This is a genomic window from Neisseria sp. HMSC067G12 (assembly GCF_001812725.1).
In the GTDB taxonomy this organism is placed as follows: domain Bacteria; phylum Pseudomonadota; class Gammaproteobacteria; order Burkholderiales; family Neisseriaceae; genus Neisseria; species Neisseria perflava.
Genome location: NZ_KV810215.1, coordinates 20,325 through 45,805, shown reverse-complemented (window position 1 = coordinate 45,805; position 25,481 = coordinate 20,325). Strand labels below are relative to the sequence as shown.

Below are 25,481 nucleotides of genomic sequence, written 5' to 3'. Positions count from 1 at the left end.
GGCCGTCTGAAAAATTTGAAAGAAATTTCAAAAATTTCAGACGGCCTTGATATTTTAAAGGTTAAGCCGGTAAATTATGCTTCTTTTGTTTCAACTGCTTTCTGACGCAGACGTAGGCTTAACTCGCGAAGTTGTTTGTCGTCGACCACATTAGGTGCATTGGTCAGCAGACATTGTGCACGTTGTGTTTTTGGGAAGGCAATCACGTCGCGGATAGATTCTGCACCGGTCATCAGGGTAACCAGACGGTCGAGGCCGAATGCAAGGCCGCCGTGCGGAGGCGCGCCGAATTTCAGGTTGTCCAAGAGGAAGCCGAATTTCTCTTGTTGCTCTTCAGGGCTGATTTTCAGCGCGGCAAACACTTTCTCTTGTACGTCTGCGCGGTGGATACGGATAGAGCCGCCGCCGATTTCCCAGCCGTTCAATACCATGTCGTAGGCACGGGCCAGGCAGTTTGCAGGGTCGGAAACCATCAGGTCTTCATGACCTTCTTTAGGCGCTGTAAACGGATGGTGTACGGCTACGTAGCGGTTGGCTTCTTCGTCGTATTCGAACATTGGGAAATCGACAACCCACAAAGGTTTCCATTCGTCTACGAAGTAGCCGTTGTCTTTACCGTGTTCCAAGCCGACTTTAATACGCAATGCGCCGATGGCTTCGTTCACAACTTTGGTTTTGTCTGCGCCAAAGAAGATGATGTCGCCGTTTTGCGCGCCGGTACGCTCGATGATTTCTTTCAGGGCGTTTTCGGACAGGAATTTCACGATTGGAGATTGCAGGCCGCTGTTTTCGCCGTTGGAGAGGTTGCTGACATCGTTTACTTTGATGTATGCCAGACCTTTCGCGCCGTAGATGCCGACAAATTTAGTATATTCGTCGATCTCTTTGCGGCTGAATTTCGCACCGTTAGGCACGCGCAGAGCGACTACGCGGCCGCCTTTCATGTCGGCTGCACCACGGAAGACTTTGAATTCTTCGGTCTTCATTAGGTCGGTCAACTCGGTGAATTTCAAGTTGATGCGCATATCCGGTTTGTCAGAGCCGTAGTAGAACATGGCTTCAGAGTAAGGCATGCGAGGAAAGTCGCCCAAATCTACGTTTAAAGCATCTTTGAAGACTTGTTTGGCCATGCCTTCAGTGATGTCCATGATTTCATCCTCGTTCAAGAACGAGGTTTCTAAGTCGATTTGAGTAAATTCAGGTTGGCGATCGGCACGCAAGTCTTCGTCACGGAAACATTTGGTGATTTGGTAGTAACGGTCGAAACCGGCAACCATCAGCAATTGTTTGAACAATTGTGGAGATTGCGGCAGCGCGAAGAATTCGCCCGGATGAACGCGGCTTGGTACGAGGTAGTCGCGCGCGCCTTCCGGAGTGGAGCGGGTCAGCATCGGTGTTTCGATGTCGATGAAGCCTTGTGCGTCCAAGTAGCGGCGAACGCCCATGGCCACTTGGTAACGCAGGCGCAGGTTGCGTTGCATGGCAGGACGGCGCAAGTCGATAACGCGGTTGGTCAGGCGAACGTTTTCGCTGATGTTTTCATCGTCGATTTGGAACGGAGGCGTAGCGGCAGCGTTCAAGACTTCGATTTCTTTGGCAAGGATTTCGATTTTGCCGGAAATCATTTTGTCGTTGGTTGTACCTTCTGGACGGTTGCGTACGCGGCCGGTAATGCTTAAAACGTATTCGTTGCGGGAAGAGTCGGCAGCGGCAAATGCTTCCGGAGTATCAGGGTCGATAACGACTTGAACGATGCCTTCGCGGTCGCGCAGGTCGATAAAAATCACACCGCCGTGGTCGCGTCGGCGGTGTACCCAGCCTTTGACGGTAACGGTTTGGTCTAAGTATTGCTCGCTGATAAGGCCGCAATAGTTGGTACGCATAAAATCACCTTTTTATATTGTTCAATTTGAAAAGAAGGAAAGGCCGTCTGAAAAAAAAGAAGACCTTAATTGTTGTGTTCGGTATCACCGTCTTCAGACGGCTTTTGGGCAGGTAGGGCTTTAACTGGTAAGTCGTCCGGCATCACCATGCCCAGTGAAATTACATATTTCAATGCCTGATCCACACTCATGTCCAGCTCGCGAACGTCGCTTTTTTTAACCATGATGTAGTAGCCGCCGGTCGGGTTGGGCGTGGTTGGGACGTAAACGGAAATATAGTCGTCATCTTGCGGCAGGCTGCCTTTGAGTTTGTCGGGGATATGGCCGGAAACAAAGGCTATCGTCCAAATGCCCGGTTGCGGAAAGGGAACCAGTACGGGGGTTTTGAACGAGCGGCTACTGTCGGAGAGCAGGGATTCGGAAACTTTTTTAACGCTGGAGTAGATGGATTTGACGACGGGAATGCGTCCTAAAAGGCTGTCCCATGCGCCGAGAATCCGTCTGCCCAATACGTTGGCGGCGAATACACCGGTAACGAACAAGACGACTGTGGCGGCGACGATGCCCAAGCCGGGAATGTTGAACCCCCAGAAATGCTGGGGCTGCCAGCTTTCCGGTAATAGGTTGATCAGTTTGTCGGCGGCGGAGATGATATAGCTCATCGCCCAGATGGTTACGGCAATCGGCAACCAAACCAGCACGCCTGTAATCAGGTATTTCTTTAAAGCCTTGGCGATTTTTCCGCTTTCGGCTGCGGCTTCTGTCATCTTTGTTTCATTCCGGCAAGTTTTGCCCAAACTTTGCATTATACGCGTTTGGACGCTAGGAAACGAGTATTTTAAACGAATGGCTTGTTTTGTTTCATTGTTTCAGACGGCTGCCTTGATTGCAAAGGCCGTCTGAAATAATATGGGGTCATTTAGATGCCGTCCCAGTCGTTGAACATCAGGCCGAAGCCGATGCCGTTTTGTTTGTGGTTGTAGTCAATCAGACTTTCGCCGTAGCCGTGGAAGCCGCGGACAACGCCTTTGAGTTTGCCTTTGATGGGGAAAGTATAGGCCGCTTCAACGGCACCGCGTCCGCTTTTCGGGTTGTAACGCAGGACGGAATAAACATTTTGCTTATCGTTGAAACGGTATTGGACTTTTAAGTCGCCGTAGCCCATGTATTTGTTGATGTCCGGATTGTCATCGTCATCCCCTTTTTGGTCGAAGGCACGCACCCAAACTCTAGGAATAACGGTCAGCTTGCCCCATTCCATACCGGCCATGGCGTAAACGCGGTTCCATGAGCGTGATTCGGGGCGGCTTTGACCGTTGGATTGGTGAACAAAACCTGCGCCAACCATGCGCAGTTTGCCGCAGAAAGGCAGGTCTGCTTTAACGGGTTGGGTAATGAAGATTTCAGGCTCGTAGTCGGTATTGCGGAACGGAGCGGATTTGCGGCCTTGGTTAAAGATTTGCCAGTCGGATTTTTGGGTGTAGCCAAACCATACGTCGGCACGGGTCTTGAATAAATCTTCGGCAATCTTGCTTTTGAAGGAAACCTGCATTTTGGTTTCGAGGCGTTTTTGCTCGCTGAATTTTTCCTGTGTGGTTACGCCGCGGCTGGGGGATTCCGGGTAATAGTTGGGGCTGCTGTTGTACCAAACGGGCATGAGGTACATAGGGTTGTGCTCGCGTACGCTCAACAGGCCGCGTGTGTCGTTTTTATCCAAATCGTACATCAGGCTTAAAGGTGTGTAGCTGTCGGTAGTTTCGCTTAATACGTCGTCTGAAATATTCGGATGGGTAGGGTTGTCGAATACGATGGCCGCTTCTTTTTTCTCGATGCTCTTGCGGACGCTTTGTTCGAGGTCAACTGGTGTTTTGGCGGTTTCGGTTTGCGCTTGCGGCAGTGGGAATTGAGGGGGGAGTTGCGCCGAGTAGATGTTGTCGTAACACGCCAAACGGGTGGCGTTGTCTTGAATGGTGGTGCAGTGTAGGGCGGTATCGGCGGCGGCCAGCGGGGCGGCGGCAATGAATCCGATACTTAGGGAATGTTTCAACATCTTGTTCATGAGAGTTTCCGTTGTTTTCCAGACGGCCTGATGAAAGGGTAAATGGTTTTATTTAGTTGGTTTGGACTGTGAATACGGCAATGCCCCTGAAAGGCAAGACCTCAGGGGCATCGTATCAGCTCGATTATCCTGCTTTGGTTATCAGGACTTCCAGCATCTGCATCAGTATTAAGCCAAAGCTTTTACTTTAGCAGACAGACGGCTTTTGTGACGGGCTGCTTTGTTTTTGTGGAATACGCCTTTGTCAGCGATACGGTCGATGACTTTAACGGATTCTTGGTAAACTGCTTGAGCAGCAGCTTTGTCGCCGGCTTCAACTGCTTTCAACACTTTTTTCACAGCGGTACGGAATGCAGTACGCAGGCTGGCGTTGTGGGCGCGTTGTTTAACCGACTGGCGGGCACGTTTGCGGGCTTGTGCGCTGTTTGCCATATTGAATATCTCCTGAAAAATAAATTCTGTAAACGCGCAATTTTAAAGACAGATTTCCTTATATGCAAGCTTTTTCTCTATAACGCGCGCAAATCAGCCGTATTTTGCCCAAAAACTACAGCCGGTGCAACGCTTTTGGTAAAAAGATGGTGTTGCTTTGCCTTATTTCAATAAAAATCAGATGGATATTGCTTTGCGTTTGCTTACGTTTCCATTACAATAACCTAACTCTGCGCCGGGGTGTTTATGGGGTGCAGGGTTTCTTATTTATTGACATTAACCACTCTTTCATCAGGAATCTGCCCGTATGAAAAAATCCGTATTAGCCGTATTGGCCGCATTGTCTTTGGCCGCGTGCGGCGGTGGCGAGAAAAAAGCCGAGCAACCTCAAGCAGGCAGCGCGCCTGCTGCCAATACCGAAGCAGCCGCCACCGATACTTTGAATATCTACAACTGGTCAAACTACGTTGACGAAAGTACAGTCGAAGACTTCAAAAAAACCAACAATTTGAAGCTGACTTACGATTTGTATGAAAACAACGAAACGTTGGAAGCCAAAATGCTGACCGGCAAATCCGGCTATGACTTGGTTGTACCCGGTATTGCCTTCCTGCCGCGCCAAATTGAGGCAGGCGCATACCAAAAAATCAATAAGGATCTGATTCCGAACTACAAAAACATCGACCCTGAATTGCTGAAGATGTTGGAAACCGCCGACCCTGGCAATCAATACGCCGTTCCATACTTCTCAGGTGTGAATACGATTGCGATTACGGCGAAGGGCAAAGAGCTTTTGGGCGGAAAATTGCCTGAAAACGGCTGGGATTTGCTGTTCAAACCCGAATACACCAACAAGCTGAAATCTTGTGGCATCGCTTTGTGGGATACCCCGAGCGAAATGTTCCCAATCTTGTTGAACTACTTGGGTAAAGATCCTAAAGGCTCGAATCCTGAAGATTTGAAAGCGGCGGCGGAAGTGTTGAAGTCTATCCGTCCTGACGTGAAACGTTTCAGCCCTTCCATCATTGACGAATTGGCGCGCGGCGATATCTGCTTGGCGGCAGGTAACGGCGGCGACTTGAACTTGGCCAAAGCGCGTTCCGAAGAAGTGAAAAACAACGTCGGCATTGAAGTGTTGACACCGAAAGGCATGGGCTTCTGGATTGAATCTTGGTTGATTCCGGCTGATGCAAAAAACATCGCTAATGCCCACAAATACATCAACTACACACTTGATCCCGAAGTGGCTGCGAAAAACGGTATTGCCGTGACCTTCGCACCGGCCAGCAAACCGGCACGCGAAAAAATGCCTGCAGAGCTGGTGAATACACGTTCTATTTTCCCGAACGAGCAAGACATGAAAGACGGTTTCGTCATGCCTCAAATGAGCGCAGATGCGAAAAAACTGTCTGTCAACTTGTGGCAAAAAATCAAAGTCGGTTCAAATTAATTGTGAGCTGATTGTTTGAAGCAAAGCAAAGGCCGTCTGAAATTTTTCAGACGGCCTTTTTTGATGTCCCAATTTTTATCGTTTCAAAGCCAAAGTCAATACGCCTGCGGTTACCAAGCCTAAGCCTATCCATTCCTGCGTGCTTGGGCGCTCGTCTAAGAAAACGACGGCCATCAGGGCAACCAAGACCAGGCTGAATTTGTCGACGGGCGCGACTTGTGAGGCGTTGCCCAGTTGCAGGGCTTTGAAGTAGGCAAGCCAAGATGCGCCGGTAGCGAGGCCGGATAGGATGAGGAATGTCCAGTTGCGGCCGGTAAAGCCGTTCACACCCTGCCATTTGCCGGTGTAGGTTAAAAACAATACCAAAGCGGCGAGGATGACCAAGGTGCGGATAAAGGTGGCGAAATCTGAATCTATGCCCTGTAAACCCATTTTGGCGAAAATGGCGGTCAATGAGGCGAAGCCTGCCGATGCCAATGCCCAAAACAGCCATGCGTTACTGCTCATGTTTTATTCCTTTGTTTCAAATTGTTGACAATATGAATCCGCTTGTTGATGAAATATCGAAATTTTCACTGCGGTTTGTCTTTGGAAAACGCTATAATAGAACTAATATTCTTTTTCTTCCAGCCGTCTTTATTATATTGTTTCAGACGGCCTTTCCCTCTCTCAATAAAGGAAAATCATGAGCTTCAAAACCGATGCTGAAATTGCCCAGTCTTCCACCATGCGCCCGATTGGTGAAATTGCCGCCAAGCTGGGTTTGAACGTTGACAACATCGAGCCCTATGGTCATTACAAAGCCAAAATCAATCCTGCCGAGGCATTCAAGCTGCCGGAAAAACAAGGCCGTCTGATTTTGGTTACCGCCATTAATCCGACTCCTGCGGGTGAGGGTAAAACCACCGTAACCATCGGTTTGGCGGACGCATTGCGCCATATCGGCAAAGACTCGGTTATCGCCCTGCGCGAGCCTTCTTTGGGTCCGGTGTTTGGTGTTAAAGGTGGTGCGGCAGGCGGCGGCTATGCCCAAGTTTTGCCGATGGAAGACATTAACCTGCACTTTACCGGCGACTTTCACGCCATCGGTGCGGCGAATAACCTGCTCGCCGCCATGCTCGACAACCATATCTATCAAGGCAATGAGTTGAACATCGATCCGAAACGCGTGCTGTGGCGTCGCGTGGTCGATATGAACGATCGTCAGTTGCGCAACATTATCGACGGTATGGGCAAACCTGTTGACGGTGTGATGCGTCCCGATGGTTTTGACATTACCGTTGCGTCCGAAGTGATGGCAGTATTCTGTCTTGCCAAAGACATCAGCGATTTAAAAGAGCGTTTGGGCAACATCCTTGTCGCCTATGCCAAAGACGGCAGCCCTGTTTACGCCAAAGATTTAAAAGCGAATGGCGCGATGGCGGCATTGCTTAAAGATGCGATTAAGCCTAACTTGGTACAAACCATCGAAGGCACTCCGGCCTTTGTACACGGCGGCCCGTTCGCCAACATCGCCCACGGCTGTAACTCTGTAACCGCTACCCGTTTGGCGAAACACCTTGCCGATTACGCCGTAACCGAAGCAGGCTTCGGCGCGGATTTGGGCGCGGAAAAATTCTGCGACATCAAATGCCGTCTGGCGGATTTGAAACCTGATGCGGCTGTTGTCGTGGCTACCGTCCGCGCTTTGAAATACAACGGCGGCGTGGAGCGTGCCAATCTCGGCGAAGAAAACCTCGAAGCCTTGGCAAAAGGCCTGCCTAATCTGCTGAAACACATTTCCAACCTGAAAAACGTATTCGGCCTGCCTGTGGTGGTTGCCATCAACCGCTTTGTGTCCGACTCCGATGCCGAGTTGGCCATGATTGAAAAAGCCTGTGCGGAACACGGCGTCGAAGTTTCCTTGACCGAAGTGTGGGGTAAAGGCGGCGCGGGTGGTGCAGACTTGGCGCACAAAGTCGTCAACGCCATCGAAAATCAACCGAATAACTTCAATTTTGCCTACGATGTTGAGTTGAGCATTAAAGACAAAATCCGTGCGATTGCCCAAAAAGTGTACGGCGCGGAAGATGTCGATTTCAGCGCAGAAGCGTCTGCCGAAATCGCTTCACTGGAAAAACTGGGCTTGGACAAAATGCCGGTCTGCATGGCGAAAACCCAATATTCTTTGAGCGACAACGCCAAACTCTTGGGCTGCCCTGAAGGCTTCCGCATTACCGTGCGCGGTATTACCGTTTCTTCCGGTGCGGGCTTCATCGTTGCGCTGTGCGGCAACATGATGAAGATGCCGGGTCTGCCGAAAGTTCCAGCTGCCGAGAAAATCGATGTGGATGCAGACGGCGTGATTCATGGCTTGTTCTGATTTAGATTGATTTTGAAATAGATAAAGGCCGTCTGAAACGAGGTTTCAGACGGCCTTTTATAATTTAAGTGAATTTCAACCGGCTTTTTAAGAAATTGAAGAAATTGTCTATCATGTCGAACATCGTATTGCGGTCTTCGCCAAACAAAGAAATGCTGCGGTCCTTACTGATTCTGTCATACGCGGCAAAAATGGTTTTCAGCTCTTCGGTGGTCAAGCGCAGTTGCTTTTCGTACAAGATGCGGCTTAAGAGCGTTACTTCCGTCGCGTTCAAATCAGGGAAGAGATGACTGATCCACAACTCCATGGTGTATTGGACGGATCTGTTGATTTTGTCTCTTTTTTTGCTTTCTTGATTTGTGTGTATCCTGTATGACAACAAAGACTCGGGCAGGTTGGCAAAGGTTTTGCCATGTAGGGCGCATTGTACCCACATATGGAAATCGGGAGCGGTTTCTGTCGCGGTGTAGTTTATCCCAAGGTTTTTAATGCTATCGTGCCGCCACATGGTGGTGGGGTTGAACATGTTTTGGGCGGCAAAGGAGAGAAAGGCTTTAATGTCTTTGTCGAGCAGGGGGAGGTCGCTTAAAACGGGTTCTCTTCCGGTTTGGTCGTCGAAAAAGATGGTGGCTTGGCTGCCGACAATATCGATTTCGGGATGGCTGTCTAAAAACTGAATCTGTTTTTCAAAACGATCCAAGGCGCAAATATCGTCTGCGTCCATTCGTGCCACATATTCGACCTTTACGTCTTTGAGCATATCCATGGCAAATTGGCAGGCAAACGGCTCGCCCCTGTTTTCCGGAAGGTGGAAAACCTGCAAACGTGAATCTTTAGCTGCGTAAGCCTCGAGGATTTCGCCGGTTTTGTCTGTTGAAGCATCGTTGATGGCGATGACGAAAAAGTCACGGAATGTTTGATTCAATACCGAATCCAAGCATTCGGGCAAATAAGCTTCGGCACAATAGGCCGGCAAAATAACGGCGAGTTTCATGTTTGCTTTCGATGTGTTTTGATGTGTAGTCGGTGGAAGATTTTACTATAAATTTCCCAAAAGCTAAGGCCGTCTGAAACCTTATTTTCAAGTTTTCAGACGGCCTTAGTGTGAATCCGAGATACGGATTATTTAACGATTTGGTTCAATTCGCCTTTGGCGTATTTGGTTGCCATTTTTTCCAAAGAAATCGGTTTGATTTTGTCGGCTTGGCCTTCGCAACCGAATGCGAGGTAGCGGTCAAGACAGATTTGTTTCATGGCTTCGACGGTTTTGCTCAAGTATTTGCGCGGGTCGAATTCGGATGGGTTTTCTGCCATGAAGCGGCGGATGGCACCGGTAGAGGCGAGGCGCAAGTCGGTATCGATGTTGACTTTGCGCACGCCGTGTTTGATGCCTTCGACGATTTCTTCTACGGGTACGCCGTAGGTTTCACCAATTTTGCCGCCGTGTTCGTTGATGACTTTCAGCCATTCTTGCGGAACGGAGCTGGAACCGTGCATCACGATGTGGGTGTTGGGCAGGGCTTGGTGGATTTCTTTGATGCGGTCGATACGCAATACGTCGCCTGTGGGCGGACGGGTGAATTTGTATGCACCGTGGCTGGTACCGACGGCGATAGCCAATGCGTCCACGCCGGTATCTTTAACGAAACGTACGGCATCTTCGACGCTGGTCAGCATTTGGTCGTGGGAAAGTTTGCCCACTGCGCCTACGCCGTCTTCTTCGCCGGCTTCGCCGGTTTCGAGGTTGCCCAATACGCCGATTTCGCCTTCAACGGACACGCCGCAAGCGTGGGAGAAGTTAACCACGGTACGGGTGGCGTTGACGTTGTATTCGTAGGTGGACGGAGTTTTGCCGTCTTCGAGCAGCGAGCCGTCCATCATCACGGAGGAGAAGCCCAGTTGGATGGAGCGTTGGCATACATCAGGAGATGCGCCGTGGTCTTGGTGCATCACGACGGGGATGTGCGGGAATTCTTCGACTGCGGCCAAAATCAGATGGCGTAGGAATGGGGCACCTGCGTATTTGCGTGCGCCTGCGGATGCTTGAACGATAACGGGGGCGTTGACTTGGTCGGCCGCCTCCATAATGGCGCGCATTTGTTCGAGGTTGTTAACGTTGAATGCGGGCAGACCGTAGCTGTTTTCGGCGGCATGGTCCAACAGTTGGCGCATGGATACGAGTGCCATGAGAAGCTCCTGAAGTAGTGAAGGGTAAATTTATCCGATAAATTATAATGTTTTTTGCTATGAAAAACTACAAGCCGCTACATTGTTTTTATATATTAACGAACAGGGTCTCGGTTTATAATGGCAGAGTATTGAAAACGGGTGTGCAAAATGGATAGGATTTCGGTGGCCGAATGTGATAAGCCTTTGTTTCAGACGGCCTTGACGGTGCAGGTGGGCGATGTGAACTATGGTGGCCATTTGGCGAACGATGCGGTGTTGCGTTTGTGCCATGAAGTGAGGATGCGTTGGCTGGCGAAGCTGGGTTGGAGTGAAATGGATGCCGGAGGGGCTGGCCTGATTATGGCGGATGCAGCGGTACAGTATTTGGCGCAAGGTCATCATGGCGATGAGCTGTCGGTGGAGATGGGTGCGGCAGGCGTGGCCGGTGTAGGTTTTTCTTTACTGTACCGTATCCGCAGGATTTCAGACGGTCTTGTGCTGGCGAAAGTACAGACAGGCATGGTGTGTTTCGATTATGGCAAGCAGCGTGTCTGCCGTTTGCCTTCGGCATTGAAAACGGCGTTGGAGGCCGTCTGAAATGGCGGAATCAAGCAATTTTACGCTTCATCTTGAGCGCTATCTGAAAACCTTGCTACAACAAGGCAAGTCGGAGCATACCGTTTCCGCTTATCGGCGCGATTTAAGTGAGTTGATGCGCCTGTTGCCCGATAACCTGGGAAACGGCCTGCCGACGCGCCGTGATTTTGTGGCGGTATTGAAAAAGCTGTCGCAAAAGGGCTTAAGCGAAAGTAGCTTGGCGCGGAAATTATCGGTGTGGCGGCAGTATTGCAGTTGGCTGGTGCAGATAGAAGTCATGGAAAGCGACCCGACATTTAATATGAAAGCGCCGCGCCTGCCCGAACGCCTGCCCAAAGCGCTGCCGCAAGAACCTTTAAACCATATCCTTGACCATGCGCCGGTTGATGATGAGTTGGACGTGCGCGATAAGGCCATGTTTGAATTGATGTATGGTAGCGGTTTGCGCCTGAGCGAGATACAAGGTTTGAATCTGGACGGTATCGTTTTGGACGAAGGCTGGGTCAGTGTGAAGGGTAAAGGCGGCAAGCAGCGGCAAGTGCCTTTGGTGGGCAAGAGCATTGCGGCATTGCGTGATTATTTGGCAGTGCGTATTGCCAAAGAGGGCGAGCAGGCCTTGTTTACTAATAAGAACGGCGGCAGGCTGGGGCAACGTCAAATTCAAAAACGCCTGCAGGCGTGGGCAGTGCGCGTGGGCAGCGCCAGCCATATCTCGCCGCACATGATGCGCCACAGCTATGCAACCCATCTTTTGCAGGCATCGGGCGATATCCGCGCCGTACAGGAATTGTTGGGTCACAGCAACCTTTCCGCTACGCAAGTTTATACAAAGCTGGACTTTGACCATTTGGCGCGCGTTTATGATGAGGCGCACCCAAGGGCGAAACGGAAAAAATGATTTTGTTTGAATCAGGCCGTCTGAAAGAATGTTTTCAGACGGCCTGATGTTTTATACAGATGATTTGAAACCATTTGAATTTTGATCGGTCTGATGAGGTTTCGATATTGGTTTAATGTGCGGATAGCATAAACGCCGGAAGAATAGGCTGTTTTGTCTTACCGTTTATCTTTTAAAACGACCTTTTGTTTGATAATATTAGTAATGAGAGCTAATATCATATTATGATATGCAGCCTTTAAAACAGCAGGTCTATAAACTTTCTCTATAAGCATTAATGCTTATTTTGACTGTAAAACGACTTGCAAACGGGAATTGTTGCTATTAACATAACGGAATTATGGATAAAAAACGAATTTTAACTCCAGCCGTCGTGACTTCCGTTGCGTTGATTCACGTCGGCTTGGTTGCACTTTTATGGCACGCGCACAAACCGCCTCCTGTCGAAATGGCGAATATTGAATTTGTCGATTTAGGCGATTTCGGCGGTGGCGACGGTAGTCCTGAGGGCGAAGGCGCACCTGCAGCCCCCGAGCCTACTCCAGAACAACCGAAACCCAAGCCGAAACCCAAACCTAAGCCTGTCGAACCGCCCAAACCTGTTATCAAACCTGTGGTAACGAAAAAAGAAAAAGCGGATATCGTGCAGCAAAAGGAAAAACCGAAACCTATCGAGAAACCTAAGCCCGAGCCTAAGCCGGAACCCAAACCTGAGCCGAAGCCCGAGCCAAAACCTGAACCAAAACCAGAGCCGAAGGCAGAACCTAAACCATCTCCTAAAGCATCTGAATACTCAGGCAGCAAAACCGGGCCGAACACTGCTGAAAACGGTAAAGGCAACGGCGAAGGCAAAGCCTTGAGTGGAGAAGGAAAAGGCAACGGCGGCGGTACGAAAGGTACAGGCAGCGGCCGTGGCGAAGGCGGCGGATCCGGTAGCGGCGGTGCGAAAGGCGAACATGGTTCCGGTACCGGTGGCGGAGGTGGTGGCAGCGGTACAGGTGCCGGCAGCAGTAAAGGCAATCCGGCAAAAGGAACCTGCCATATTCCGAGACCTCCGTATCCTTCACTGTCCACTGAAAATGGCGAAGAGGGCTTGGTTGTTTTGAAAGTCTTGGTTGGTCCCGGCGGTAAAGTGGATTCAATTAGTGTGAATAAATCAAGTGGTTATAGTCGTCTGGATAATGCAGCGCGTAAAGCCGTTAAAGATGGTAGCTGTCATGCAAGCGTTTGGACTGAATTTAAAGTACCTGTCAAATTCACGCTTGAATAAGTATCTAGGACTAAGCTGATTGATTGGAAAATATATGCTGTTGGGGAATATTTTTAAATGACCCGATAGAAATTTTAATTTTATTTTTAACTTGGAAAAATTATGGATTTAAGTTTAGTTTTCAAATCAGGTGATGTGGTACTGATTGGTGTATTTGTCCTGATGTTGTTGATGAGTGTGGTGACTTGGAGTGTCATTGTGATTCGCTGCATCAAATACCGCAAAGCGAAAAAAGGCAATGCTCAGGTAAAAGAGTTGATGTTGAATGCGTTTACGCTGGCTGATGCCGTACAAAAAGCCAAAGCGGTAGAAGCACCGATGAGCAATGTTGCCGATGAGTCTCTGCGCGCATACCAAAACTACCGTCAAACGACAAGCAAATCGCTGATTGACGAATTGCCTTTGAATGAATACTTGGTCGTTCACATCCGCAACAGCATGTCACAAACCATGCGTCAGTTCGACTATGGCATGACCGCGTTGGCCTCCATCGGCGCAACCGCTCCGTTTATCGGCCTGTTGGGTACTGTTTGGGGTATTTACCATGCCCTGATCGGCATCAGCGAAAGCGGTCAAATGAGCATTGCTGCGGTAGCCGGTCCGATTGGTGAGGCTTTGGTATCGACTGCCGTCGGCCTGTTTGTAGCGATTCCGGCTGTATTGGCATACAACTTCCTCAATCGCGGTACAAAAACCATCGCGCAAGATATGGACGCATTTGCACATGACCTGCATGTCCGCCTTCTGAATCAAAAGGATTAAATCATGGCTTTCGGATCAATGAATTCTGGCGATGATGCGCCGATGTCGGATATCAACGTTACACCTTTGGTGGACGTGATGCTGGTGTTGCTGATTGTATTTATGATTACCATGCCGGTGCTGACCCACTCGATTCCTTTGGAGTTGCCGACTGCTTCGGAAAAAGCGGCGAAAGAGGATAAGCAGCAGCCTAAAGATCCTTTGCGTTTGAGCATTGATGCCAATGGTGCTTATGTTGTTGGCGGAGATTCGGATAACAAAGTGGATTTGGCAACGGTAACTGCCAAGCTGAAAGAAGCCAAAGCGAAAAACGAAGATGTGATTGTGGCGATTGCGGCGGATAAAGCGGTTGAATACGATTATGTCAACCAAGCCCTGCAAGCGGCGCGCGAAGCCGGTATCAGCAAAATCGGTTTTGTAACGGAAACCAAAGCGCAGTAATCTTTTGAATACAGTAAAGGCCGTCTGAAATTTGAGTAAAGTTTCAGACGGCCTTTTGTTGTATTTGGTAACTATATGTCCAGGCTGTATAATTAGCGGATTAAATTGAATAATGACAATACAGGAACCACTATGACAGAAACCATCGAGCGCGACAGTATGCAATACGATGTCGTGATTGTCGGCGCAGGCCCGTCGGGTTTGTCTGCCGCCATCAAACTCAAGCAGCTTGCCGAAAAGAATGGACGCGAAATCAGCGTTTGCGTGGTGGAGAAGGGTTCGGAGGCCGGTGCGCACTCGCTTGCCGGTGCCATCATCGATCCGATTTCTTTGAATGAGCTGATTCCTGATTGGAAAGAAAAAGGCGCGCCGCTGACGCGTACAGTGACGAAGGACAGGGTTTTGTTCCTGACCGAGAAAAAAGCCTTCAACTTGCCGGTTACCCCGAATTTTGACAACCATGCGAACTATATTGCCAGCTTGGGCGAAGTCGTGCGCTGGCTGGCGGAGCAGGCGGAAAATATGGGCGTGGAAATCTATCCGGGCTTTGCCGCTGCCGAAGTGCTGTATCACGAAGACGGTTCGGTCAAAGGTATTACGACCGGCAATATGGGCGTGGGCAAAGACGGCGAACCGACCGATTCATTCCAGCCCGGCATGGAGCTTTGGGCGCAGCAAACCATATTTGCCGAAGGCTGTCGCGGCTCGCTTTCCAAGCAAGTCATTGAACAATTTAAGCTCGACCAAAACAGCGAACCGCAAACTTACGGCTTGGGCATTAAAGAAATTTGGGAAGTGCCGTCTGAAAAACATCAGCCCGGTTTGGTCATGCACAGCGCAGGCTGGCCGTTGGACAGCAAAACCTATGGCGGCTCGTTTATTTATCACTTTGACGAAAATAAAGTCGCTGTCGGCTTTGTGGTCGGTTTGGATTATCAAAACCCTTATCTGTCGCCGTTTGAAGAGTTCCAACGTTTCAAAACCCATCCCGAAACCCGCAAACCCTTTGAAGGCGGCCGCCGTATCGCGTATGGTGCACGTTCGCTGATTGAAGGCGGTTTGCAAAGCCTGCCGAAACTCTCGTTTAAAGGCGGCGTTTTGGTCGGCGATGCGGCGGGTTTCCTCAATATGCCGCGCATCAAAGGCATTCATACCGCGATGAAATCCGCCATGCTCGCCGCAGAAGCCGTGTTTCCTATGTTGGAAAATCTCGAAGAAGTGGAAAGCTTTGACAGCGGCAAAGAAGCGGCGGATTATCAGCAACGTTTTGAACAAAGCTGGCTGTATCAAGAGCTTTACGCCGCGCGCAATGTCCGTCCGTCATTCAAATGGGGCGTTTACCTTGGCTCGATCTATACCGGTATCGACCAAATGATTTTCAGAGGCAAAGCCCCTTGGACTTTGAAACATCACGGAAAAGACAACGAGCAGCTCAAAAAAGCCGCCGAATGTAAGCCGATTGATTATCCGAAGCCCGACGGCATTTTGACCTTCGACCGCTTGAGCAGCGTTTTCCTTGCCAACCTTGCGCACGAAGAAAATCAGCCCGACCATTTGGTACTGAAAAATCCGCAGGTCATGATAGACGTAAACTACAAAGAATACGCCTCGCCCGAAACGCGCTATTGTCCGGCCGGTGTATATGAAATCGTCGAAGAAAACGGCAGTCCGCGTCTGCAAATCAATGCCGCCAACTGCGTTCACTGCAAAACGTGCGACATCAAAGACCCGACGCAAAACATCACTTGGATTTGTCCTGAAGGCGCGAGCGGACCGAATTACGGCGGAATGTAATTTACTGTTTGAAGTCAAAACCTAAAGACCGTCTGAAAAATTTCAGACGGCCTCTATCCTATTATTTCATCAATGGACGCATTATGAACACACGCATTTGGCAGGCAGGCCGATTTGAAATCGCCTTGGACAAACCGAAAATCATGGGCATCGTCAATCTGACCCCCGATTCATTATCCGATGGCGGCACCTATTCGCAAAATGTCTCAACAGCATTGGCACATGCCGAGCAGCTGCTGAAAGACGGTGCGGATATTCTCGATATCGGCGGTGAATCTACCCGTCCGGGTGCGGATGATGTTTCTCTCGAAGAAGAATGGGCCAGGGTGCAGCCGGTTTTGGCGGAAGTGGCAAAGTGGAGTGTTCCCGTCAGCTTGGATACACGCCACACGGCGATCATGGAAAAAGCCTTGGCACAAGGCGGCGTCGATATTATCAACGATGTTGCCGCATTGAGTGATGAAGGCGCAGTCGCCTTGCTGGCGCAACAGTCGAAGACAGGCGTGTGTCTCATGCACATGCAGGGTTTGCCTAAAACCATGCAGCTTAATCCGCAATATCAAGATGTCGTCGAAGAGGTCGCGCGTTATTTAAAAGCACGCGCGGCAGAATGCGTTCAAGCAGGCATTGCCCCTGAACGCATCACACTAGACCCCGGCTTCGGTTTCGGCAAAAACCTGCAACACAACATCACCCTGATAAAACATTTGCCTGAGTTGATGGAAGCAACCGGATTCCCCCTTCTGATCGGCATATCGCGCAAAAGCATGATTGGCGAGCTGACAGGCGAACAAGATGCCGCCAAACGCGTACACGGCAGCGTGGCAGCCGCTTTGGCCACAGTCGCCCGAGGCGCGCAAATCATCCGTGTTCACGATGTCAAAGCAACATCGGACGCTTTGAAAGTTTGGGAAGCATTGGGCATATCGGCATAATACCCGAATAGAAAACCAACAGGCCGTCTGAAACATTGGCCCGGTATCTTGAACAAGAAACAAGTTATGCTATAATCCGCATCTACTCTTGACGGGTCTGTAGCTCAGGGGTTAGAGCAGGGGACTCATAATCCCTTGGTCGTGGGTTCGAAACCCACCGGACCCACCAAATATTAAAAATGCCCGAGGCTTTTGGCTTCGGGCATTTTTGTATTTATTGGTTTGCGAAAGATTGGAATATAATGTCGACAATAGCAATTGGTTATGTCGTCCAATATGTTTTTTAGGGAAAATTCTTTTTAAAAAAGAAGGAGTAGTTTGGTGGAGTTATTGCCTTATTTTCTGTTTTGTTTAGTATTTTTGTATTTTATTGCAATTATAATTAATCTAGTAATGCTATATAAAATATTAAAATCAGAAGGGATGGATATAGGTTTTTTTGAATATCTATTTACTCATAGAAGTATGCAATTAAAATTTTTCAAGATACTGTTTGGAATGCAAAAAATATCCAATAAATTTTATCTGAAAATATTAAGAATAAATTTTACGGTTGCTATGATTATTCTTATTTTATGTTTTTCTATTGTCTTATATTCAACATATTTAGCATAAAAATTAACCTATCGAATGAAAGTCAGCTATTTAAGCTGTAGAGTGTTTTATAAAAAAATGCCGTCTGTAAATCTTCATTTCAGACGACATTTTTTATTTTTTAAGTAATACTATTTCAGTATGGCTGGATTGTTTTCAGACGGCCTGAAGATTTAGTCGGCCGTTCCGCGTATTTCGTTGATTGGGATGCGCGGTGTATAAAGTATGTCGTAAGTCGGCTTGTCCAGCAGATCTTGCAGTGAGTATTGATCTAAATGATTGAAGAAGGCTTTGATGGCTCCGGTAATGATACCGGTCAGTCGGCAGGAAGGGGTGATGAGGCATTCGTTGTTGTCGCCCATGCATTCGACAACCTGCATCGGCTCAAGATGGCGCACTACTGCACCGATATTGATGTTTTCAGGATTGTCTGCCAAGCGCAAACCGCCGCCTTTGCCGCGCACGCTAACCAGAAAACCGCCTTTGACTAATGAGGTAACCACTTTCATCAAATGGCTTTTGGAAATATTGTAAGTCTCGGCAATAGTGCCGATATTGACGAGGGTGTCGTCGTTGATGGCGGTATAAACCAATACGCGCAATCCGTAATCGGTATGTTGGGTCAGATACATGGCTGGCTCTTTAGATATTTTTATTATATGTCAAAAGCGTAGTGCTTGGTGAGGGGCTGTTTGACTTTATGTGGGATTGGGTTTCATAATATCTGAAACATTTAAATTAATCCAGTTTGACAAACTGTTACCATTATAACGAACTTATGAAGCCCTTGAAACGCCATCCTGCCTTAATAGAACTTTCCCGCGAGCATCATGGCTCGCTGTCGTTGTGCGTCCGTCTCCTGCGTACGCCGGAGCAAAGCCATCAAGAGGAGCTGGATCCTCATTTTGTGGAGCTTGAGCCACATTTTTTGGAGGAGGAAACCATGTTTGCGCCGTATTGGGATAAGCTTGATCCGGCGTTGAGGCAGCGTTTTGAAGGCGATCATGCCAAGTTACGTGCGATGATGGCTCATCCTGAATATATGAATGAATCATGGAATAAGGATTTTGCGGTGACTTTGCGCGATCATGCGCGTTTTGAGGAACGCGAGCTTTTTCCTGCGATTGAACCTTTTTTGCCTTTGCCTGAGAATGTGTAATAGGAAAGGGAATTGATGGCCGTCTGAAAAATTTCAGACGGCCTCTGTTGCTGTTTTATGATGATATAAAAATTGAAGGAACCACCATGAACGATTTGTTCAAACATCCTGTATGGGCAATGGCCTTCCGCCCGTTTTACTCGTTGGCGGCTTTGTATGGCGCATTGTCTATATTGCTTTGGGGATTCGGCTATCAGGGTACGCCTGAGTTGCCGGGTTTATATTGGCATGCCCATGAAATGATTTGGGGCTATGCCGGATTGGTTGTCATTGCATTCTTGCTGACTGCCGTGGCAACTTGGACTGGCCAGCCACCGACACGCGGTAAGGCGTTGGCCGGTTTGACCGCATTTTGGTTGCTTGCGCGTTTGTGTGCGTTTATTCCCGGCTGGGGTGCGACGGCAAGCGGTATATTCGGTACGATCTTTTTCTGGTATGGCGCGGTGTGTATGGCTTTGCCGGTAATTCGTTCTCAAAACAAGCGCAACTATGTTGCCGTATTTGCTATTTTTGTTTTGGGCGGTACCCATTTCGCGTTCCATATGAAAATGCAGCCGTTTGATGCCATTGCGCTGATGACCGGTTTGCAATCCGGTTTGATTATGGTGGCCGGCTTTATCGGTTTGATCGGTATGCGGATTATCTCGTTCTTTACGTCCAAACGCCTGAACGTGCCGCAAATCCCCAGCCCTCAATGGGTAGCGCACGCTTCACTTTGGCTGCCTATGCTGACCGCCATGCTGATGGCGCATAACATTTTACCGGGACTGGCCGCGTTGTTTGCTCTGGCTGCCGGTGTGATTTTTACCGTGCAGGTGTACCGCTGGTGGTATAAAGCCGTGCTGAAAGAGCCTATGCTTTGGATTTTGTTTGCAGGCTATCTGTTTACAGGTTTGGGCTTGATTGCTGTCGGCATTTCTTATTGGGTTCCAAGTTTCCTGAATTTGGGCGTGCACCTTATCGGCGTTGGCGGTATCGGCGTGCTGACTTTGGGTATGATGGCGCGAACTGCGCTTGGCCATACCGGCAACTCTATTTATCCGCCGCCTAAAGTAGTTCCTGTCGCCTTTTGGCTGATGATTGTCGCAACGGTTATCCGTGTTTTGGCTACCTTTGTGAGCGGTACGGCATATACGCACAGTATCCGCTGCTCCGCCGCTTTGTTTGCTGCTTCTTTGCTGTTGTACGCATGGAAATATATTCCTTGGCTGATCCGTCCGCGTTCGGATGGTCGTCCGGGTTAACGGTTTGGCAAAATGAAAAGGCCGTCTGAAAAGTTTCAGACGGCCTTTATTTATTGATAACAAAAAAGCCTTTCAAAGTATGAAAGGCTTTTATTGAAACTGTGGCCTCGCCAACAGGAATCGAACCTGTATTTTACGCTTAGGAGGCATACGTTCTATCCGTTGAACTATGGCGAGGCGGTAAAGGAGGGGATTTTAAACCTTTCCGGCAAAAAAAGACAATAAGCCAGCGGCAATCAAAGGGCCGACCGGAATGCCGCCGACAAAGGCAACGCCGATGACCGTGCCGATTAATAATCCGGTTACCAAAACAGGCTGTTTGCTCATCAATGGAACGCCGCGTCCGGCAAGCCAGGCAACCAAAATGCCGATAAGGACGGCGGCAATCATTTTAAAATTGATAAACTCGGAAACCGGCGGAATCTGGATTTTACCGGAAACCAGCGGGCTCAATACGCCGATGGTCAGCAGGATGATGCCCAGATGCAAACCGTGTTTTTCCACCAAGGGAAGATATTGCGACAAGGCCGTCTGCTGCATGAGCAGCAATACCGCCGCCGAAATCGTAATCGAGTTGTTGTTGCTGACGACGCCCAAAAAAATCAGCGTAACCAGAAACAAAGGGACAAAGCTGAAATTCATCGGATTAAGATACTCGGGCCAAAGATTCTTTTGCCAGTTGGATCATGGCTTCTTTGACTTCGCTGTCAGGCAATACGTCCAATGAAGCGATGGCTTTGTCGACAGCTTTTTTCGCTTCGGAAATCGAATATGGCAAAGCATCGGAGTTGACGACATAGTCGTGGATTTTTTCAAAATAGCTGCGGTCGGCATTTTCCAAAGCATGGCGCACATCGTTGGCGGCCTGCTCGGAGCCGTTTCGCATCAGGTAAATCAATGGCAGGGTGGGTTTGCCTTCGGCCAGATCGTCGCCAACGTTTTTGCCGATTTCTTCGGTTTCGCCTGAGTAGTCCAAAACATCGTCAATGATTTGGAAAGCCGTACCGACGTACATGCCGTAGTCTTTCAAGGCTTGCTCGTGTTCGGGGGAAGCCTTGCCCAAAATTGCGCCGACTTGCGCGGCCGCTTCAAACAATTTTGCTGTTTTGTATTGGATAACTTGGACGTATTGCTCTTCGGTAATATCCGTATTGCCGATGTTCATCAGCTGCATGACTTCGCCTTCGGCGATGATGTTGGTCGCATCGGCCATCACTTCCAAGATACGCATGCTGCCTGAACCAACCATCAGTTGGAACGCGCGTGTATAGAGGAAGTCGCCGACTAAAACGGCTGCCGCGTTGCCGAAAAGGTTGTTTGCGGTTTTACGGCCGCGGCGCAATTCGCTTTCGTCAACGACATCGTCGTGCAGGAGGGTGGAGGTGTGGATGAATTCCACCATCGCCGCCAGCGAATACAGCTTTTCATCGTCATGCCCAACTGCTTTGCCTGCCAAAATGGTAATAATCGGACGCAGTCGCTTACCGCCCGCGCTGATGATGTATGTGCCGATTTGCGAAATTAGCGCGACATCGGATTGAACAGCTTGGTTGATGACCGCGTTCACTTTGGCAAGGTCATCGGGCAGGTGGCGTTGGAAGTAAGGCAGGTTTTCGAGCATAAAACATTCTCTGTTGATAAAACGGAGCGGAGGCTCCAATGAATCTGTTTAAACCCGTACATTCGGTCGGGGTAGTGATGTTGCATAAAGATATCAGCAATCCAGCGCGTGATTATATCAGTTAAAAAGCATGCAACATATCTTTCAGACGGCCTTTTCAGTTGTAAATAAAATAAATTTTGACAAAACAGGCAAATAGAAATAGAATAGCTCGTTTCGCACATGGTGTGCGGAATGTTAACCTAATTCTCATGGAGTTGAGTATGTACGCGGTCGTAAAAACCGGCGGTAAACAATACAAAGTTTCCGTTGGCGAAAAATTGAAAGTAGAACAGATACCAGCCGAACTCGACAGCCAAATCGAACTGACTGAAGTTTTGATGATTGCTGACGGCGAATCTGTAAAAGTAGGCGCACCTTTTATCGAAGGCGCAAAAGTAACAGCTAAAGTCGTTGCTCATGGTCGTGGCGAGAAAGTACGCATTTTCAAAATGCGTCGTCGCAAACACTACCAAAAACGCCAAGGCCATCGCCAAAATTTCACCCAAATCGAAATCGTGGCAATCGCCTAATTTCAAGTAAGTTCAGGAGTATTACAAATGGCAAGTAAAAAAGCAGGCGGTAGCACCCGCAACGGTCGCGATTCAGAAGCCAAACGCTTGGGCGTTAAAGCCTACGGCAACGAGCTGATTCCGGCAGGCTCCATCATCGTTCGTCAACGCGGTACTAAATTCCACGCAGGTGACAACGTAGGCATGGGCAAAGACCACACTTTGTTTGCTAAAGTCGACGGTTACGTTGAATTCAAAACCAAAGGCGCGCTGAACCGTAAAACCGTCAGCATCCGTCCTTACACCGGTTCTGAAGAATAATCGTTTTACGATTGAAAGCCGCATTCCCTTTTCGGAATGCGGTTTTTGTTTATCTGAATGTTTGTCCGTTTGATAAAATCCGTATGTCGTGAAGCTTGATTTATATTAAGGCCAAAGTAAAAACGCGCTTACAATTGATAACATTTGTTTTATTCTATCAATGCTTTCTATATAATCTATCAAATGCCTTTGATTTACCCTCATGTAGCTAAACACAGTAAACTTAAGGCCGTCTGAAAAAATCCGTATCAGTTGAATACAAGGAATTCCTCCCATGAGCTTACACAGTGATATTCTCGTCGTCGGCGCAGGCCCTGCCGGATTAAGTTTTGCCGCAGAGTTGGCCGGAAGCGGGTTGAACATAACCCTGATTGAAAGAAGTCCTTTAGAAGTGTTGCAAAATCCGCCGTATGACGGCCGTGAAATCGCACTGACGCACTTGTCGCGCGAAATCATGCAGCGATTGGGTATGTGGGATTTGATTCCAAAAGACGAAATTTATCCTTTGCGCGATGCCAAAGTGTTGAACGGTCATTCCGATTACCAGCTCCACTTCCCGCAACCGACTCAGGCGCGCGGCGAGCCTGCGGACTGCTTGGGCTATTTGATTTCCAATCACAATATCCGCAAAGCCGCTTATGAAGTCGTGTCCAAATTGGACAACGTGAAAATCCTGACCGGCACCAATGTTAAAGAAGTCAAAACTTCTGACGATGAGGCGCAAGTTATTTTGGAAAGCGGCGAAGTATTGACCGGCCGTCTGTTGTTGGCCGCCGATAGCCGCTTCTCACAAACGCGCCGTCAATTGGGCATTTCTTCCGATATGCACGATTACAGCCGCACCATGTTCGTGTGCCGCATGAAGCATACTCTGTCCAACCTGCATACCGCATATGAATGCTTCCACTACGGCCGTACCATTGCGTTGCTGCCTTTGGAAGAGCATTTGACCAATACGGTGATTACGGTGGACAGCGATAAAGCCGAGACGATTAAAAACATGTCGCCGGAAGAATTGGCAGCCAGCGTGAAAGAGCAACTCAAAGGCCGTTTGGGCGATATGGAATTGGTCAGCACCATTCACAATTATCCTTTGGTCGGCATGATTGCCCAACGTTTCTACGGCAAACGCAGCGCGTTGATCGGCGATGCCGCGGTTGGTATGCATCCGGTTACTGCGCACGGTTTCAACTTGGGTCTGGCAAGTGCCGATCTTTTGGCTAAATTGGTTCTCGAAGCCGAGCAACGCGGTCAGGATATTGGTGCGAAGAGCCTGCTGGAAAAATACAGCACCAAGCATATGCTCCACGCCCATCCGATTTACCACGGCACCAATATGCTGCTGAAACTCTTTACCAATGAAACTGCTCCGGCGAAACTGCTGCGCGGTTTGGTATTGCGTGCAAGCAATAACTTCCCTCCGCTGAAAAAACTGATTACCAAACAATTGACCGGTTAATTGTTTAAAACATAAAAGGCCGTCTGAACGATTGAAGTTTCAGACGGCCTTGTTTTTTATCTATTGCTTATTCGGCTAAAACCGATTCGGGCATTTCTTGACGGACGTTTAAGGAAGTCAGTTTTTTGGTCAAGATGCTCAATACGATGCCGTAGGCAGGCAGGAAGAAGAGGGTGCAGATGGCAAGTTTGAACAGATAATCGACAAATGCAATGCCCTGCCAATTTGCCGCCATAAATTCATCGTTGCTCGCGTAAAAGGCAACGGCAAAAAACACCAGCGTGTCCAAAGCGTTGCCGACGACGGTGGAAGCAGTAGGGGCTACCCACCATGATTTCAGACGGCGTAATCTGTTGAACACGAAAATATCGAGGATTTGCCCAAGCGCATAGGCGGAAAAGCTGGCCAATGCGATGCGGCCGACAAAGGTGTTAAAGTCGGCCAAAGATGCCCAGCCTGTCCAGTTGCCGTCATGAAAGAGGACGGAGAAGACGTAAGAGAGCAGCAGGGCGGGGAACATCACCCAAAAAATAATCCGTCTCGCCAACGGCGCGCCGAAAATGCGCACGGTCAGGTCGGTAGCGAGGAAGATAAAGGGGAAGGAAAATGCGCCCCAGGTGGTAAAAATACCGAAAATCTGAAAGGGGAACTGCACCAGATAGTTGCTGGCGGCAATAATAAAAATATGGAAAAGCACCAGCCAGAAGAGCGCTTTCTTCTGCTGTGCGGCGGTAAATTCGTACATGGAAATCTTTCGGAAGTTTTTCAGACGGCATGAAGCCTTGCGAGACTGTGCAATAAATAAAGTCTTGCAATGAAAAAGGTGTTAGGCCGTCTGAATAGGATTATTGTGCATCGTGTTCGAACAGGCGTTTGCGTGCCAAGGCTTCAAACTCTGTACCTGCTTTGCCGTAGTTGGCAAACGGATGAATGGCGATGCCGCCGCGCGGTGTGAATTCGCCGAATACTTCGATGTATTTCGGATCCATCAGGGCGATGAGGTCTTTCATGATGATGTTGACGCAGTCTTCATGGAAGTCGCCGTGGTTGCGGAAGCTGAAGAGATAGAGTTTCAGTGATTTGCTTTCCACCATTTTGATATGGGGGATGTAGCGGATGTAGATGGTGGCAAAGTCGGGCTGGCCAGTCATCGGGCAGAGGCTGGTGAACTCGGGGCAGACGAATTTGACGAAATAGTCGTTGTCTGGATGTTTGTTGTCGAACGCTTCCAAAATTTCAGGCGCGTATTCGCTTGGGTATTGGGTTTTCTGGTTGCCCAAAAGGGAGATGCCTTGCAGCTCTTCGTTGTTGCGGGACATGAGGTTTCCTTAGTTTTTTAATGTGGGAGGTTTTCGAACCACGGGGTGCGGATTGTAATATAAATTGCATGACTTGTGCGGATTTTATAGCGATGAATCAGCAGGATAGCTTTCAGACGGCCTGTTTTGTATTTTATGAAACCTGTTTTCCGCTTTACAAT

General features: G+C 48.9%; 26 protein-coding genes, 2 tRNA genes and 1 riboswitch. Of the genes, 15 read left to right on the top strand and 13 right to left on the bottom strand.

Annotation, left to right across the window (positions count from 1 at the left end; translation table 11 throughout):
• Positions 1-74: 74 nt before the first annotated feature.
• From aspS to rpsT, 4 genes are all read right to left on the bottom strand, one after another.
• Positions 75-1,883, bottom strand: a complete 1,809-nt coding sequence (gene aspS, locus HMPREF2871_RS09525) for an aspartate--tRNA ligase (protein ID WP_004518826.1) — start codon at positions 1,881-1,883, stop codon at positions 75-77.
• Between the two features lie 65 nt (positions 1,884-1,948).
• Complete coding sequence (locus HMPREF2871_RS09520) at positions 1,949-2,650, bottom strand: DUF502 domain-containing protein (protein ID WP_039861915.1); 702 nt, start codon at positions 2,648-2,650, stop codon at positions 1,949-1,951.
• 152 nt (positions 2,651-2,802) lie between these two features.
• Positions 2,803-3,942, bottom strand: a complete 1,140-nt coding sequence (locus HMPREF2871_RS09515; RefSeq protein ID WP_070629631.1) for a phospholipase A — start codon at positions 3,940-3,942, stop codon at positions 2,803-2,805.
• A 168-nt stretch (positions 3,943-4,110) separates the two neighbouring features.
• Positions 4,111-4,374 carry a 30S ribosomal protein S20 gene (gene rpsT / locus HMPREF2871_RS09510; RefSeq protein ID WP_002212556.1) on the bottom strand — a complete coding sequence of 88 codons (264 nt, stop codon included), beginning with the start codon at positions 4,372-4,374 and terminating at the stop codon, positions 4,111-4,113.
• 307 nt (positions 4,375-4,681) lie between these two features.
• Here rpsT and HMPREF2871_RS09505 point away from each other — a divergent pair, with 307 nt between their 5' ends.
• Positions 4,682-5,824: an extracellular solute-binding protein gene (locus HMPREF2871_RS09505; RefSeq protein WP_004518822.1), complete on the top strand. Its 1,143-nt coding sequence runs from the start codon at positions 4,682-4,684 to the stop codon at positions 5,822-5,824.
• 75 nt (positions 5,825-5,899) lie between these two features.
• On the opposite strand, the gene HMPREF2871_RS09500 is transcribed toward HMPREF2871_RS09505, so the two are convergent.
• The gene (locus HMPREF2871_RS09500; RefSeq protein ID WP_003680126.1) at positions 5,900-6,331 is read right to left on the bottom strand and encodes an EamA family transporter; all 432 of its coding nucleotides are present in this window, start codon (positions 6,329-6,331) and stop codon (positions 5,900-5,902) included.
• 178 nt (positions 6,332-6,509) lie between these two features.
• Between HMPREF2871_RS09500 and HMPREF2871_RS09495 the strand changes: the two genes are divergently transcribed.
• Positions 6,510-8,186, top strand: coding sequence for a formate--tetrahydrofolate ligase (locus HMPREF2871_RS09495; protein ID WP_004518820.1), 1,677 nt, complete (start codon positions 6,510-6,512; stop codon positions 8,184-8,186).
• 64 nt (positions 8,187-8,250) lie between these two features.
• Here the strand turns inward: HMPREF2871_RS09495 and HMPREF2871_RS09490 are convergent, their stop codons facing one another.
• A complete protein-coding gene (locus HMPREF2871_RS09490; protein WP_004518819.1) occupies positions 8,251-9,180 on the bottom strand; it encodes a glycosyltransferase family 2 protein in 930 nt (309 codons plus the stop codon).
• 128 nt (positions 9,181-9,308) lie between these two features.
• Positions 9,309-10,373 (bottom strand): class II fructose-bisphosphate aldolase, encoded by a 1,065-nt coding sequence (fba, locus tag HMPREF2871_RS09485; protein WP_049344505.1) that lies wholly within the window; start codon positions 10,371-10,373, stop codon positions 9,309-9,311.
• Positions 10,374-10,523: 150 nt separating this feature from the next.
• Here fba and HMPREF2871_RS09480 point away from each other — a divergent pair, with 150 nt between their 5' ends.
• From HMPREF2871_RS09480 to HMPREF2871_RS09445, 8 genes are all read left to right on the top strand, one after another.
• Positions 10,524-10,952 carry an acyl-CoA thioesterase gene (locus HMPREF2871_RS09480; protein WP_049344503.1) on the top strand — a complete coding sequence of 143 codons (429 nt, stop codon included), beginning with the start codon at positions 10,524-10,526 and terminating at the stop codon, positions 10,950-10,952.
• Between the two features lies 1 nt (position 10,953).
• Positions 10,954-11,850: a tyrosine recombinase XerC gene (locus HMPREF2871_RS09475; RefSeq protein ID WP_049344501.1), complete on the top strand. Its 897-nt coding sequence runs from the start codon at positions 10,954-10,956 to the stop codon at positions 11,848-11,850.
• Positions 11,851-12,190: 340 nt separating this feature from the next.
• Entirely contained in the window at positions 12,191-13,120 is a 930-nt protein-coding gene (locus tag HMPREF2871_RS09470; protein ID WP_049344498.1) for an energy transducer TonB, read from the top strand.
• Between the two features lie 102 nt (positions 13,121-13,222).
• Positions 13,223-13,882 (top strand): MotA/TolQ/ExbB proton channel family protein, encoded by a 660-nt coding sequence (locus tag HMPREF2871_RS09465; RefSeq protein WP_049332314.1) that lies wholly within the window; start codon positions 13,223-13,225, stop codon positions 13,880-13,882.
• A 3-nt stretch (positions 13,883-13,885) separates the two neighbouring features.
• Positions 13,886-14,323 carry an ExbD/TolR family protein gene (locus HMPREF2871_RS09460; RefSeq protein ID WP_049344497.1) on the top strand — a complete coding sequence of 146 codons (438 nt, stop codon included), beginning with the start codon at positions 13,886-13,888 and terminating at the stop codon, positions 14,321-14,323.
• Between the two features lie 132 nt (positions 14,324-14,455).
• The gene (locus HMPREF2871_RS09455; RefSeq protein ID WP_070647865.1) at positions 14,456-16,117 is read left to right on the top strand and encodes an electron transfer flavoprotein-ubiquinone oxidoreductase; all 1,662 of its coding nucleotides are present in this window, start codon (positions 14,456-14,458) and stop codon (positions 16,115-16,117) included.
• A gap of 83 nt (positions 16,118-16,200) precedes the next feature.
• Positions 16,201-17,052: a dihydropteroate synthase gene (gene folP / locus HMPREF2871_RS09450; protein WP_070629627.1), complete on the top strand. Its 852-nt coding sequence runs from the start codon at positions 16,201-16,203 to the stop codon at positions 17,050-17,052.
• Positions 17,053-17,145: 93 nt separating this feature from the next.
• Positions 17,146-17,221: transfer RNA gene (locus HMPREF2871_RS09445), tRNA-Ile, on the top strand.
• 598 nt (positions 17,222-17,819) lie between these two features.
• Here HMPREF2871_RS09445 and HMPREF2871_RS09435 read toward each other — a convergent pair.
• Entirely contained in the window at positions 17,820-18,278 is a 459-nt protein-coding gene (locus tag HMPREF2871_RS09435) for an RrF2 family transcriptional regulator (protein ID WP_004518811.1), read from the bottom strand.
• Positions 18,279-18,424: 146 nt separating this feature from the next.
• Here HMPREF2871_RS09435 and HMPREF2871_RS09430 point away from each other — a divergent pair, with 146 nt between their 5' ends.
• Both HMPREF2871_RS09430 and HMPREF2871_RS09425 read left to right on the top strand, forming a co-directional pair.
• Positions 18,425-18,805, top strand: a complete 381-nt coding sequence (locus tag HMPREF2871_RS09430; protein WP_070629624.1) for a hemerythrin domain-containing protein — start codon at positions 18,425-18,427, stop codon at positions 18,803-18,805.
• A gap of 86 nt (positions 18,806-18,891) precedes the next feature.
• Entirely contained in the window at positions 18,892-20,049 is a 1,158-nt protein-coding gene (locus HMPREF2871_RS09425) for an NnrS family protein (RefSeq protein WP_070629622.1), read from the top strand.
• A gap of 102 nt (positions 20,050-20,151) precedes the next feature.
• Here HMPREF2871_RS09425 and HMPREF2871_RS09420 read toward each other — a convergent pair.
• From HMPREF2871_RS09420 to ispB, 3 genes are all read right to left on the bottom strand, one after another.
• A tRNA-Arg gene (locus tag HMPREF2871_RS09420) sits at positions 20,152-20,226 on the bottom strand.
• Positions 20,227-20,244: 18 nt separating this feature from the next.
• Entirely contained in the window at positions 20,245-20,691 is a 447-nt protein-coding gene (locus tag HMPREF2871_RS09415) for a DUF441 domain-containing protein (protein ID WP_049337019.1), read from the bottom strand.
• A 4-nt stretch (positions 20,692-20,695) separates the two neighbouring features.
• Positions 20,696-21,670, bottom strand: coding sequence for an octaprenyl diphosphate synthase (ispB, locus tag HMPREF2871_RS09410; protein ID WP_003748423.1), 975 nt, complete (start codon positions 21,668-21,670; stop codon positions 20,696-20,698).
• Positions 21,671-21,933: 263 nt separating this feature from the next.
• Here ispB and rplU point away from each other — a divergent pair, with 263 nt between their 5' ends.
• The 3 genes from rplU to ubiM all read left to right on the top strand — a co-directional run bounded on the left by rplU (position 21,934) and on the right by ubiM (position 24,001).
• Positions 21,934-22,242, top strand: a complete 309-nt coding sequence (gene rplU / locus HMPREF2871_RS09405; RefSeq protein WP_002216394.1) for a 50S ribosomal protein L21 — start codon at positions 21,934-21,936, stop codon at positions 22,240-22,242.
• Between the two features lie 27 nt (positions 22,243-22,269).
• A complete protein-coding gene (gene rpmA, locus HMPREF2871_RS09400) occupies positions 22,270-22,542 on the top strand; it encodes a 50S ribosomal protein L27 (protein WP_002212328.1) in 273 nt (90 codons plus the stop codon).
• A 274-nt stretch (positions 22,543-22,816) separates the two neighbouring features.
• The gene (ubiM, locus tag HMPREF2871_RS09395; protein ID WP_003680095.1) at positions 22,817-24,001 is read left to right on the top strand and encodes a 5-demethoxyubiquinol-8 5-hydroxylase UbiM; all 1,185 of its coding nucleotides are present in this window, start codon (positions 22,817-22,819) and stop codon (positions 23,999-24,001) included.
• A 67-nt stretch (positions 24,002-24,068) separates the two neighbouring features.
• Here the strand turns inward: ubiM and HMPREF2871_RS09390 are convergent, their stop codons facing one another.
• Both HMPREF2871_RS09390 and queF read right to left on the bottom strand, forming a co-directional pair.
• Positions 24,069-24,746: a 7-cyano-7-deazaguanine/7-aminomethyl-7-deazaguanine transporter gene (locus HMPREF2871_RS09390; RefSeq protein ID WP_070629620.1), complete on the bottom strand. Its 678-nt coding sequence runs from the start codon at positions 24,744-24,746 to the stop codon at positions 24,069-24,071.
• Between the two features lie 100 nt (positions 24,747-24,846).
• Entirely contained in the window at positions 24,847-25,320 is a 474-nt protein-coding gene (gene queF, locus HMPREF2871_RS09385; protein WP_003748427.1) for a preQ(1) synthase, read from the bottom strand.
• Between the two features lie 3 nt (positions 25,321-25,323).
• A riboswitch (PreQ1 riboswitch) is annotated at positions 25,324-25,368 on the bottom strand.
• Positions 25,369-25,481 lie beyond the last annotated feature (113 nt).